This is a genomic window from Butyricimonas faecihominis (assembly GCF_033096445.1).
In the GTDB taxonomy this organism is placed as follows: Bacteria; Bacteroidota; Bacteroidia; order Bacteroidales; family Marinifilaceae; genus Butyricimonas; species Butyricimonas faecihominis.
This window is the reverse complement of sequence record NZ_AP028155.1, coordinates 3,355,844-3,369,126: the sequence shown is the minus strand read 5'-3', so window position 1 is coordinate 3,369,126 and position 13,283 is coordinate 3,355,844. Positions and strand designations below refer to the sequence as shown.

The window sequence follows — 13,283 nt, the reverse complement described above, 5'->3', positions numbered from 1 at the left end:
ATTATGAAGTTTGATAAATATATTAAAATCGGTGTTTTGGGTATCGCTTTGTGGTCGCTTACTGGATGTACGGATTGGTTGGATGTACAACCGGTGGATCAGGTGGCGGAGGAACAAATGTTTACTTCAGAAGAAGGATTTCGTCAAGGGTTGAATGGCGTGTATGTCGAATTGTGTAGTTCCAATCTGTATGGAGGAGACCTGCAGGTAGGTACTGTGGAAGTATTGGCGCAGCGTTATAAATTTGCCAATTATGGTACCATGCAGAATTTGAATAGTTTGGGACAATTTGATTACACGACCGATTACTCGAAATCTAATTTCGCCGGTATTTGGGAAAAAGGATATGCTCTGATTGCCAACGTGAATACATTATTAAAAAATGCCGATGAGAAAAAGAATTTGTTCACGGGTGATCAATATAATTGGATTACAGGTGAGGCTTATGCGTTGCGTGCCATGTTGCATTTCGATTTATTCCGCTTGTTTGGTCCTGTTTACAAAACTAACAAAGAGGGACGTGCCATTCCTTATAACAAAGAATTTGTATTGTCCGGTACGGATTTGTTGCCAGCTTCGGAAGTGTTGGAATATGTTATTGATGATTTAAAGGAAGCTGAAAGGCGTCTAGCTAATGATCCCATTATTGAACAAGGGCCGCTATTGGAGGAAGGTGCAACGGAGGGAGAGAATTTCTGGCATTATCGGACATTTCGTTTGAACTATTATGCGGTGAAAGCTCTTCAGGCACGAGTGTATTTGTATGCAGAGATGTTTAGTGAAGCATTGGCAGCAGCTCGTGAAGTTGTAGCAGTGCAGGAACAATATTTCCCCTTTACCACAAAATCTCAAGTGACCGATGGCCAGAAACCTGATAGGATATTTTCATCGGAATTGGTATTTGCTTTACAATATCCGAACCGTGATAAAATCTTTACCGATTATTTCACTCCGGATTTGAAAGATGACCAAATGTGGCTTACTCCTTCTACCTATTTGGAAAAAATTTTCGGTACGCTAGCGTTGAATGATTGGCGTTATGAGTCTAATTGGAAAGTAGCATCAGGACACACCAATAGATGTTTCTATAAATATTCTGATTTGGAAACCGATGCTTATTACGCCGATTTACTACCGATGATTCGTATGTCAGAGATGTATTATATCATTGCTGAGACAGCCGAAAATGAAACTGATGCATTGGAAAGTATCAATCTTGTACTGGATAATCGTGGAGTTGAATTGTTGACCTCCGCTTCCCAGCTGGAGAGTACATTGCTGAACGAATATCAAAAGGAGTTTTGGGGAGAAGGACAGCTGTTTTTTTATTACAAACGGATGAATAGGTCAAGTATCCTTTCAGCGTTCTCCGGTGGTAATGTGGAAATGAATGATACTAAATATGTTTTGCCTTTGCCGCAAAGTGAAACGGATTTTAGATGACTTAAAACGTAATGTATTATGAATAAGACTATATTATTATGTTTGGCCTTGACTTGCTTGTTAAGCTTGGTAGGTTGTGAACAAAAGATCGACACTTGGTCTGGACAAAATGTCGCGTACATAAATATGGAGGTAGATTCTACGGTAGTTTCCTTTGCCTATTTGGATGAGGATGTGGATACTGTATCGGTAGAGATTACCGTGATGGGTGATGTGGAAGAAGGTGTGAGCCGTTATGTGGAAGTGAAGTTAGTAGAAAAGAATGCCACGGCGGGAGAAGATTACGAAACTTTGGCTGAACGCTATGAAGTACCGAGTGGAGAAACTTCTTGCGTGATACCTGTTGTGGTGAAACGCCCGAATGATGAATCGGACAAGGAAGTGATTTTAGAATTAGTAGAAAATAATGATTTCCATTTGTACTATGAGGATGATGTGCTTACTAGCGGTTCGGCTGTTGTCTATTCGAAGACTACGCACCGTATTCTGTTCAATAACGTGATGAAAGAAGCCCCCAATACTTGGAACGTGTATTATTTCGGCACCTTTTCTCCCCTCAAATTCGAGACTATTTGTACAGTCATGGAAATCCCGCGTACTTCTTTCCTCTCCGCTTCTTACATGGGATCCGGACGTATAAGTTACATTGCTAATTACATGAAGGCCTATTTGGATGAGCACCCGATAATGGACGGTGACAAGGAGATGAGAATGGGAGACTTTTTGTATCAATAAATAAACAGGAATATGATGGAAAAATTGAAATATGTTCTCTTGTTCGTGCTTGGTGTACTATCATTCACCAGCTGCTACAAGGATTTGGGGAATTATGATTACTCGGAAATTAATCAAGTGACCTTTTCCGGTTTTCCAGAAGAAATGCAATATGCCTATCGTTTGGTGGATACCGTGCGGGTAACTCCTGTGATAGAAGGTTCTTTGGAGGGGAAAGATTTAAATAATTATTCGCTTAAATGGCAAGCAGTAGTGAAATCCGGTTCGGTGGATGGTGCGACAACCTTTGATTTGGACAGCAATCGGTTAGACTTGAAATATTTTGTGCAATTACCGGAAGCAAAATACACCGTTTATTTGCTGGTGGAAGATAAAACATCGGGAGTTACTTGGCGTCAAGGGTTTGATTTACAAGTGACCTCTGCCACCTATGAAGGTTGGTTGGTTTTGTCAGAGGATTCAGAAGGATTTTCGCATTTGGACATGATCTCGACCTCTACGCCTGAAGAAAAAATAATCAGAAACCTTTGGGCTGATAGTCCGTTGCGAGAATTTAAGGGACCGAAGTCGCTTCATTTGTTAGGAGGAATGTCTGCACCTCGTCCTGTTTATTTCCTTGCAGAAGAGGCGCAAGCAAAATTGGATGATGATGATTTCAGCTATGATTATGAAAATGATTTGATGTATGAGTTTGCAGAGTGGCGCGATGGTTTTGTTCCTACTTGTATAGTTGGAACTTATGGGGATTGTCGCCTTTGCATAGGAAAGGATGGTGTGTATGGAAAGGGGACAATAGCTGGAGCAATATACGGAATGCGCTTAAATAAACTTGATGGTGAGACGGACTATTTTGATGTTGCTCCAGCAATAGGAATGTCTGGTATTTATTACAACACTTATGGTGGTACTGCAATTTTATATGATGAGACAAATCAGCGTTTTGTACAGGTCACGAGTGATATGAATAAGGTGCAAAAGCCATCGGCAGAGGAAAAAGTATTTTCTTTTACTACAGGTAAAAGTTTTGTCCATATGTCTAACACGATGCATGGTAGTAAAGGGGAAACATATACAATATTGAAAGACAACGCCGGAAAGCTTTGGATATATGGAATAGAGGTTGGTAATTCTAATTACGTTGCTCAAGTGAGTGGGCATTATTATCAACTGGATGCTCCTGAGATCGAACGGGCAACAGCTTTTGCCGTACATCCGCGAGACTACGATTTGTATTATGCAGTTGATAACAAAATATATTGCTATAATATCAATTCAAAAGCATGCCGTTTGTTGCCCATTAAGATGGAGAGTGACGAAATTGTTACTCAGTTTTCAGGAGAGGAAATCACCATGTTGAAGTTCAATATTTTTGTAATGGGAGATTATTCGAAACCGGCAGGTAGTGGAGAAATGCAATATCGTTTAATTGTCGGTAGTAAGGAGACTATTGGTGATAATGCTTTGAAAGGTCATGTCCGTATGTTGGAATTACCTGTTACCTCTTCGCAGAATGCCTCTGTTTACCGTTCCTACGACGGATTCGGTATTGTGAAAGATGTCATATATCGTGAACGAAATTAGTACAACACAATAATGAAAATAATTCAATATATATTATTGGTCTGCAGTCTCTGTCTCTTTGATGAGATAGGGGCGCAGAACCGCTCCATCGAGTTCCGGGAAGGAAATTGGGAACAAATGCTAAAGATGGCAAAAAAAGAGAAGAAAATGATATTTGTCGACTGTTACACCTCTTGGTGTGGTCCTTGTAAAATGTTGGCAAAAAATATCTTCACACAAGATAGTGTAGCGGATTTCTATAACGTAAACTTTATCTGTTTTCAAATTGACATGGAAAAAGGTGAAGGTCCGGAATTGGCTCGGAAATATGGCGTTGCCGCTTTTCCCACTTTGTTGTATGTGGATAAAGACGGGATGTTGAAACATTGTGTAGTGGGCAACCAGCAAGCATCCGAATTTATTCAAAATGGTAAGAAAGCATTAAAAGGAGAACAAACTTTACTTGATTTCCAAATGCGCTATGACGCTGGTGACCGAGACCGTACTTTCGTAAAACAGTACATTGATGTGTTATTCAAGGCATATCGTCCACAGTTGCAAAAAAAGGTGGTTTCGGAGTATATCAATGGGCTTTCCGATACCGAGTTTTATACTCGTGAAACTTGGGATATTATTATTCGAAATCTTTCAGATCCTCTTTCTCCAATATTGAAAAAAGTGGCTGCAAATCGCTACCGTTTCTCTCATATTGTTTCTCGCGATACCATTGATATTTTTATGGATTACACTTTGAAAAGTGCCGTATCTAGTTTCGTTTGGTGGACGCCTGATAAAGGTGTATTCAATCAGCAACGCTATGACCAATTGCTTGCCTATCTTTTTACTCAGCCCCTGCCCAAAGTGCCCCAGTATGTGGCATCCCTCTATGCAGCGGCTTATTTGAAAACAGGAGACATTCGTGGTATGTTGGACGAAATGTATCGCTCCCTCCAATACGGTATTTTCTATACCCCGCAGGATAAGTTGGACTTTATTCGAAACTTCTTGCGTCATGTTGAGACTTGTGGAAATGAAACATTCATGAACGAGGCAAATGCTTGGTTGGATAAATTGATGGAATCAGCTCCTTCTGGTTATTACAAGTCTGAATACATGAAAGTGAAAGCTCGTATATTGAGAGTGCTGGGAGAGGTAGACGAAGCAAATGAATTAGAACAGCAGGCTCCGAAAGTAAGAATGTCATAATGAATCGTTTGTATTATCGAGGTGAAATATAAACTAAACGAGTAAAAAGGAGGTATCTCATAAAGAGATATCTCCTTTAAGTATCAATTTTTATGCGAATGAAGATATTCATCTATTTCATGTTCCAAGCTACCTAGTTGATGAAAGCCACTAGCGACGATAATCCCGTGCTGGTCCACCAGCACCTTGTGCGGTATTCCCCGGATAGCATACCAAAGGGCGACAGGATCTTTCCATCCTAACAGGTTGCTCCCGTCTATCCAAGGAATATTTTCTTCTTTATAAGCTTTTTCCCACGCCTCTTTATTGTCATCTAGCGACACGCTGACTACTTCGACGTCTTTTTCATGATAGACTTCATACATCTTTTTAATGGAGGGCATGGTTGCCCGACACGCCCCACACCAAGATGCCCAGAAATCAACAAGAACAAGCTTGTGTTTTTTATACACATCCGAGAATTTTATGGTTTCCCCGTTATGGCCTTTCATCTCGAAATCAATACATTGTTTGCCGGGGACATTTATTCTCGCGTACTTGATAAACTCGAAGTAACGTTGACAGGTTTCCGTTTTCTGTACCTTGGTTGAAAAACTTTTCAGTTCGGTTTCAAATTCATCTAAGGATAAGAAATTACGTACATAAATATCCAACACTTTCAAGAATCGTTCGTCATCTCTATTCTCTCGAATGGCGTTCTTGGCAAACTCGACCTTTTCTTTCACCAGTACTTGATGTTTTTTATAAATGCTGTCTTTGTAGCCTTGGGAAAAATCGTTTTCACCCCAAATTACTTTTCGATATTCATTCTCTTGTTTCTCGATGAGGGACATCTCCTTTCTGAACACCTCGTACTTGTCCTGTGCGAGTAGATTGGCGAGAGGGCAGAACGTTAAAATAATGATTATAAATATGTTCTTCATGATATTTCGGGATTAAATCATTCTTGTTTTTTAGCCACCGCTTGAAATTTACACTGGATCGTCGGGTAGATGGAAGATGATATTTTCACGTTCATAATTCCCCGTCGTCCGTCTTGGTTCTCGAAACCGATGACACTTCCGGTTGTCACTTCGACTTTATCCACGGCTTTCGAGAAGTCCATCCGTTCCAGTTCAGCGTCCCCAGCAAGGTCAAAATTGACAGCATCCAATGGGATGAACTTTGTCGTTCGCATGGTTGATGCATCATAATCCATTCCGTCTGCCACGAACAGGTTTTGCGTTTCCTTGTTGGCCGGGTTCAGGAAATAGTGTTTCCCGTCGCTTGCCGTGTAGGCCGCCACGTCGATCTCGTCCTTGTGTGTCCCGAAACTGCTATTCGAATAGGCCTTGTATTTTGCCGGATTAAAAAACATACTTCCTTGGGTTTTGCCGGCAAGTTTATACAACCATAACCAACTCGTGTTTCGAACATAGTTCACGATCTTGAACGAGGATTTTATACTTCCGGATTTTCCCTTGTCATTATACGCTTTGAAGGTCATGCTAAGCACTTCGCCCACGATGGCTTTGTCATTGGGTACGATAACGGGGTAAATCATCATCACGGTGGAAACGGGACGGGATAAATATCCCTCTTCGTCTACCGTCAGTTCCAGTGTTTCATCCACTAGAGCAAACCGGATAGAATCCTTCAATTCATTGAAATCATGGCTCTTTTCCACGATTTCAATGCGACGTAAAGTAGTCCCGTTGGTCGACGCTATGAACTTGGAACTTATCGTGTCTCCCGGCAGGGCTACCACCGTGTCAACCGTTTCCATTAACGCCATGCTTACTCCATCGGAGGGTTCCAACACGTCACCGAGTGAGCAGGCAACCATCAATGACATAATAATTAATGCTTGGAATCCGTTTTTTAATATATTCATTTTCATCATGTTGTCTGGTATTATAAAGGTTTTTGCTCTACTACGAAATTGTGTTCCAATTCGGCTTTCGGAATAGGGAAACATAATTGATCGTCATGCTCGAAGTTCGGGTTCATGTCCTTTAACTTTCGACGACCGCCCTCGGAATATCTCACGGCGAGGTAGAAAATGGCCCCGTTTTCCATCCCGATTTCCCGTACATTCTCCCGGAACACCTCTTCCAGCACGTCTGACAGGGAACTGTAATCGGCCGCCTCAAAAGTCGTGTTACCGGAACGAAGACGCAGGACATTCAGCACGTCCAGACAATCCTTTATGGAGGCATTCGTGCGAGCCATGGCCTCGGCCTTGATCAGGTACATCTGGGCTACCCGCATGTAGTACATCGGGCAATCGCCGGACGTGACGTAATGTTTCTTCCACACCTGCGTCTTTCGTGCAGCCGTCCCGTTGCCAAGCATCACGGAGTCGAAAGTCGCCTCATAACGCTTATCGTCTTGGGTCAGAATCTCGAAATACATCTCTGTCGGTTTATAGGTTGCACCACCGAACATTTTGAACAGGCTGCCCACGTTATCATCCATGCTAGGTGGAGTCTTGATATGTCTCGTGAACATCAACTCTTTTGAAGAATACCCGTTGGCAAAAATATCTCCGTATTTGTCTTCCAATCCGAACTCATCACTGGCAATCACTTCATTTGCCAATCGAATCGCTTCCGCATAGTCACCCTCTTCTCCGCGATTCATTAGAATATCCGCTTTAAAAGCTTTGGCCGTTGTCGCGCAGGAGCGGTATTTGGAATAAAACCGGGGACCGTGCAGTATCGCGTAGTCTAGGTCCTCGAATATTTTTTCATAACTCTCTTTCACGGAACTACGTCCCATGCTATTATTCGAGATGGATGAAGGTTCCAGACGGATGATCGGTCCGAGAGGGCTGTTTATATCCCAGAAATACCCGTATCTTCTTAGTAGGAACGCGTGGCCGAATGCTCGGGCAAATTTGGCCTCTGCCAGCATTTCCGTTTTCCGGTTCTCGCCAAATAGGTTCTCGGATAATTTTTCCACGTAATAGATGAAATTATTTGCCGCGTTTACCATCTTGTAAGCTAATTCCCAAGGATCGGCAACGTACGAGTATTCTTCAGTCAATTTGAAACCTAGCAGGCCGTCCGTCTCGAATGTTCCCCGGTAGGTCCCAGTTAATAATCCCGTGCGGTACTCGTTGTCGCAAATGTAATTTGCACTCATCGTCCCGTAACCCTGTAAATTCGAGAAGATGCCGTTTAACGCTGTTTCCGCGGAAGTCTCGTTCGTGATCGCATTTTCCCCGACTAATTCATGCGGGGGAAGTTCATCATCGAACATACTGTCACATCCCGTTATTGCAAAGAGAAACAATAAACTATATAAAAATATCTTGTTCATAATCAAATCATTTAATGGTTACTTTCACTCCGAAATTGAACGTTCTGGTTTTTGGGTAAGCCTCCGTGTCGACCGAGGCTCCTTGGATTGCATCACTGCTCCACGATTCGGGAGAGGGGCCGGGATAGGACGTGAAGGTATACACGTTATTTGCGGAGGCGAAAACACTGATGTTCCCGAATATCTTTGTCTTGTCCACGATATACTTGGGGAACCTGTATTCCAAGTTGACGTTTTGTATTTTAAGATACGAGGCGTTATAGACGGAGAAGTCTGTAAAATCATTGTTGTAGAAATCCAGCCGCACGCACGGGTAATTGCTATCCGGGTTTTCCGGGGTCCAGCGTTTCAGCGCAACGTCCAGCACGTTCGCTGTCCCCGTGGAGGCAAAACAGAATTGATTAGCCTCTGCCGTCCATGCCTTTTGCGCCCCGTAACTGAACGTTCCCTGCACGCTAAGGGTGAGGCCTTTCCAGCTTAAACGGGTGTTGAACCCTCCTTCGAAATCCGGGCGGGAACATCCTAACACGATTTTATCCTCGTGGTTCCCGTATACTTTATTTACCCGGCCGTCACCGTCCTGATCGACAAATTTCAAATCTCCGGGAATGGTTTTCCGGTAAGAATATTGCTCTTGATATTGATAGTCCGGGTTCAGTGATTCGTAGTAGTCAATTTCAGCTTGAGAACGGAATACCCCGTCAGTTTCAAATCCATAGATTAATCCCAGTGATTCTCCTTCCCGGATAACCGTGTTACTTAGGTAGGTCTGCCCGGGGGCAGAGATGTATTCCGCATCAAGTCCGGTAATTTTGTTTTTGTTCTTCCCGATATTGAAACCGAAAGACCAATTCCAATCCTTGTTTTGGATGATCGTGGCCGAGATGTCAAATTCTACTCCCTTGTTCTCGATGTTGGCGAAATTCACGCTGGTTGATTCCATCCCGGTACTCAATGCCATGGTGAAAGGGTATAGCAGGCCTTTCGTGGTCTTCTTGTAGAAACCTAAGGAACCTCTTATTCTCTGGTTCTTCAAAAAGCCGAAGTCTAACCCTAAATCATATTGTTTGGTCGACTCCCATTTCAATTCGTTATTCCCGATCTGGCTCGGTATCGTTGCCGGCATATTCTGATAATCGGTAGAGGAATACAAGGTTCTCCATCCGTATTCTCCGACCCAACCATTACCCGTTTTTCCCCATCCGGCACGGATTTTCAAAAAAGATAGTCCTTGGGAATCTTTCAAGAAGTTCTCCTCGGAAACGATCCACGCCGCCGCAAATGACGGGAAGGTTCCCCATCTGTATTTCGGGGAGAACTTGGATGAACCGTCCGAACGTATTGTCCCGGTCACGAGGTAACGATCCATGAATTTATACTCGATTCTTCCCACGAAAGATAATAGCACGGATCCGCTGGCACTACCGTTTACCGCCCCGTATTTATAGGGATTAGCTCCTTGCCATATTGCGTTCTGTACGTAGTCATCCGGGAAATCAGTCATGGATAGCGTGTAATACTCCTGTTCCTCGTCGTTATAATTACTTGCCAGCATGGCGGTTAATTTGTGATTCTCTCCAAAATCCTTCATGTAGGACAAGCGTATTTCGAGTTCTTTACTATCGGTTTTGCTATGTGTTTTTCTTCCGAAACCTTTTTGGTCTCCCCAGTAGCCGCTACCTGCCTGTGTGCGGCTGGACTGGTAAGCGTAACGTTCCCCCTTCCGGGTTTGGTACGTGTATTGGGTGATCAGGTTCAGTTCGGGTAAAATTCGAAATTCCAGATTTCCCGTGAGCCGTACGTTGTGATCTTCGCTCTCCGTGGTGTTTTCTTCCATTTCGATAATCGGGTTCACGACATAATAGGTGCGCCCTGAATAGAGATATGAATGTAAATACAAGGAACCGTCGTCATTGTAAGCCTTTATATCGGGACGGGCTTTCGCCGCGGTGGATAGGCCTGCATTATTGCTTAACCTGTCGGATAGAGTTCCGGAGACTTTCACGGTGGCCCGAATCCATTTATTAATATCGGCGTTGAAACCGATGTCATACGTGTATCTCTCGTAATTCGTTCCTTTCACTTGTCCCAGCTCATCCGTGTAGCCCAAAGAGGCGTTATACCCGAAGGAACTGCCGCCTCCCCGGATGGAAACTTTATGCTGCTGTTTGGAACCGTCCCGCATGATGTATTTCATCCACGGGGTATTAGCCTCCCCGAAGAAATCCGATGCGGCAAACGTTGCGTATTTGGAGTATTTGGTAATATCGTCATATCCTTCCGCTTTTGCTCCATTGCGGACGGCTTCCATGACTAGCATTTTGAACTCGTCCGTGGTCAACGTATTCACGTCGGAAACGAGGCTCGTTATGCTGTAATCATAGCTGTAATTGATTACCGGTTTCTGGTCTCGTCTGCCGCCTTTCGTCATGATCATGATGACCCCGGCTGCGGCTCTTGAACCATAAATGGCGGCGGAAGAGGCTCCTTTCAGTATGTCGATACTCTGAATATCATCCGGGTTCAACTCGTTGATGTCAAAATCACTTGTCATCGGGACGTTATCCACCACGATTAAAGGAGAGGTTGCCCCGCTTAGTGACGGGACGCCCCGGATCTCTAACCGGGCAGGGCTACCGGGCGCCCCGTCTCCTGCCAGAATACTCAGACCGGGAATCTGGCCTTGCATCATGTGGGCCACGCTTGTCGCTGTCGATTCTTCGATAATCTGGGAGTCAAAGCTTGCCACTGATCCGGTCAAATCTTTTTTGGTTGTTGTTCCGTAACCGATAACGACAACCTCTTCTACTTCGCTTACATCTTCTTCTAGCACGACATTCAACGTTTGTTGGCCGGTCCACTTTACCTCTTTCGTCTTCATCCCCACGAACGAGAATGATAGGACTAGAGAATCTCGTTTTTCCACGTTCATCACGTATTCACCTTTCACATCCGTGGACACTCCGACGGTTGAACCCTTTATCAAGATCGTCACTCCCGGTAGAGGGGTTCCCTCTTTGTCTTTCACGATTCCCCGGATGACGATGGTCTCTTTTTTCGTGTCATTTGTTGGACTTTCTGACATGGAAAGCTTGTTCATTTCCGGGTGATGCCTTGTGTAATTTGCGTTCGACAATAAGGGTAAACAGCATAAAAATGGTAATACGATAAGTCCCCATCCCTTTCGTCTTCGGGGAAATTTTGTTTTCACGAGTGCGAGTACTCTTTTTTGCCTCGCTTTTGTTTGTGGATTTTTTTTCATAATTTTGATTGTTAATTAATTTGAATTAGCGACGGGAAGATGTATTCGTGGCCTGAGAAACTTTGAATACTCTCCCGTTTTTATTTTCCTTTAAAACACCTTATAGGCTGTCATTGATGAGCTCCAAAATTATTCCTTTATAAAAATTAGAAATGATAAAGTCTGCAATAAATCAAGTAATTATCTATCGTAAAGAAAAAGATATTAGTCAAAAATATTTAACTGATTGCATGAATATAAGCTAGTCATTCATCTAAAAAATAGAAGATGGATCAACTAATAATGCCTATAGTCTTGATCATTTAAACATTATAGTAAAGATTTTAAAGTGCAAATTATGGGATTTAATGTCCCAAGGCTTACTATAAACCAATAGTAACACGTTTTTCAAATATAATTTTCCCATAGTTTCTTGATTTAGTTAATAATTTATAGTTCTATCAAATGTTGTTATTCATTCCGATATATTCAGGTTCAAAGGATTTTATCTGATCTCTTGAGCTTATATATCTATATAGTTAACATTAAGAAATCCCACAATATTAATAGTACAAAGGTAATACAGGGTAATAACCCCTGTAAATATTTTAATAAAAATATTTCCTTTACTATTAATTTTTTTCAAAATGATAACAACGGAAACTGAAAACAGAACAACCAAAACTGAGATCGAACTATACGTGATTAATAAAGTAAAAGAGTTGAGAAAAGCTGCAAATCTGAGCCAAGAAAAATTATCATTAGAGCTAAAATTAGACAGCTCTTTTGTTGGACATGCAGAGAGATTACAGCGAGAGGAAAAATATAATTTAAATCACATTAATGAAATCGCCAAATATTTTGATGTGCCTATTGCCAGCCTTTTTCCTCCTCAATATCTAAAAACAGATTGCATTGAAGAGTACTGGGAAAAGCATCCAAAACAAAGAAAAAAATATGATCCAAAACCGGAATAGTAGGCAGAACAAAAGAATAAGTTTGATACAAAAATGAAATAAAGAAATAATACTATCTTCTCCAATGCGATTCTTTAGTTGCATTTTCTAATTGAATCTACGATTTCCGGAATTGACAAAACATGGTTGATCAATTAATTTTTTTTGAAATGACACCAAAACAGGAAAATAAAGGAAAGATCAAGAACACGGAAATAGAACTTTATGTTATCAATAAAGTTAAAGAATATAGGATAGCTGCGAAAATGAGCCAAAGAAAACTTTGCATGGAATTGAGATTAAGTCCTACTTACGTATTTTATGCCGAGAGTCCCAAATATACTGCAAAATACAATTTAAATCAACTTAATGAACTTGCTAAGATTTTCAAATGCTCGATTGCAGATTTTATGCCTTCTCCTTACGTGGAAGTGGATACTATTGAAGAATACATGGATTTGCATCCCAAAGTAAGAATAAGAAATGAAAAGATGATAAAGGATGCAGAGGAAAAAGGACGGAAAAAGAGGGTGGAAAAGGAAAAGAAAGGCAAAGCGGAAAGGAAAAAGCAGTAATCTATTTGAACTGTTCGTGTCATTACCCTAATCCAACCCCAATAAAGCGGTAATTTAACCCAAATAATCTCGCTCCCTCAGAGATCATTCCATGCTTACTCAGAACTTAATCATTCCGTTATGTTTGAACTACGAAGAAGTTTCGAATGAGTTTCGAACAAGAGGGATTATTTCCCTAGGTTCTCCGTGGGATTTCCCCTAGTTCTGGCTTTATACCCTTGCTGCTACTTTCTTTCGCCCTACTATTACTTACATCCTATTATT

At 42.0% G+C, this 13,283-nt stretch carries 10 protein-coding genes; 6 read left to right on the top strand and 4 right to left on the bottom strand.

The genetic code is table 11. The features are described 5' to 3' along the window. Positions 1–3: 3 nt before the first annotated feature. Genes R8806_RS13975 through R8806_RS13960 form a run of 4 tightly spaced genes read left to right on the top strand, consistent with a single transcriptional unit; the run spans position 4 to position 4,944 of the window. Positions 4–1,443, top strand: a complete 1,440-nt coding sequence (locus R8806_RS13975) for a RagB/SusD family nutrient uptake outer membrane protein (protein ID WP_167513913.1) — start codon at positions 4–6, stop codon at positions 1,441–1,443. Between the two features lie 18 nt (positions 1,444–1,461). Beyond that, entirely contained in the window at positions 1,462–2,178 is a 717-nt protein-coding gene (locus tag R8806_RS13970) for a DUF4843 domain-containing protein (protein ID WP_124316676.1), read from the top strand. 12 nt (positions 2,179–2,190) lie between these two features. Next, a complete protein-coding gene (locus tag R8806_RS13965) occupies positions 2,191–3,759 on the top strand; it encodes a PKD-like family lipoprotein (protein WP_124316675.1) in 1,569 nt (522 codons plus the stop codon). Positions 3,760–3,771: 12 nt separating this feature from the next. Continuing rightward, complete coding sequence (locus R8806_RS13960) at positions 3,772–4,944, top strand: thioredoxin family protein (RefSeq protein ID WP_124317515.1); 1,173 nt, start codon at positions 3,772–3,774, stop codon at positions 4,942–4,944. An 83-nt stretch (positions 4,945–5,027) separates the two neighbouring features. Here the strand turns inward: R8806_RS13960 and R8806_RS13955 are convergent, their stop codons facing one another. Genes R8806_RS13955 through R8806_RS13940 form a run of 4 tightly spaced genes read right to left on the bottom strand, consistent with a single transcriptional unit; the run spans position 5,028 to position 11,332 of the window. Then, positions 5,028–5,867 carry a TlpA family protein disulfide reductase gene (locus R8806_RS13955; protein WP_124317514.1) on the bottom strand — a complete coding sequence of 280 codons (840 nt, stop codon included), beginning with the start codon at positions 5,865–5,867 and terminating at the stop codon, positions 5,028–5,030. A gap of 17 nt (positions 5,868–5,884) precedes the next feature. After that, on the bottom strand, positions 5,885–6,826 hold the full coding sequence (locus tag R8806_RS13950) for a hypothetical protein (protein ID WP_124317513.1): 942 nt from the start codon (positions 6,824–6,826) through the stop codon (positions 5,885–5,887). Positions 6,827–6,837: 11 nt separating this feature from the next. After that, positions 6,838–8,247 carry a RagB/SusD family nutrient uptake outer membrane protein gene (locus R8806_RS13945; protein WP_124317512.1) on the bottom strand — a complete coding sequence of 470 codons (1,410 nt, stop codon included), beginning with the start codon at positions 8,245–8,247 and terminating at the stop codon, positions 6,838–6,840. A 7-nt stretch (positions 8,248–8,254) separates the two neighbouring features. After that, positions 8,255–11,332, bottom strand: a complete 3,078-nt coding sequence (locus tag R8806_RS13940; RefSeq protein WP_164719758.1) for a SusC/RagA family TonB-linked outer membrane protein — start codon at positions 11,330–11,332, stop codon at positions 8,255–8,257. 803 nt (positions 11,333–12,135) lie between these two features. On the opposite strand from R8806_RS13940, the gene R8806_RS13935 reads away from it, so the two are divergent. Both R8806_RS13935 and R8806_RS13930 read left to right on the top strand, forming a co-directional pair. Then, a complete protein-coding gene (locus R8806_RS13935) occupies positions 12,136–12,465 on the top strand; it encodes a helix-turn-helix transcriptional regulator (protein WP_183312871.1) in 330 nt (109 codons plus the stop codon). A 122-nt stretch (positions 12,466–12,587) separates the two neighbouring features. After that, a complete protein-coding gene (locus tag R8806_RS13930; RefSeq protein ID WP_229782968.1) occupies positions 12,588–13,019 on the top strand; it encodes an XRE family transcriptional regulator in 432 nt (143 codons plus the stop codon). Positions 13,020–13,283 lie beyond the last annotated feature (264 nt).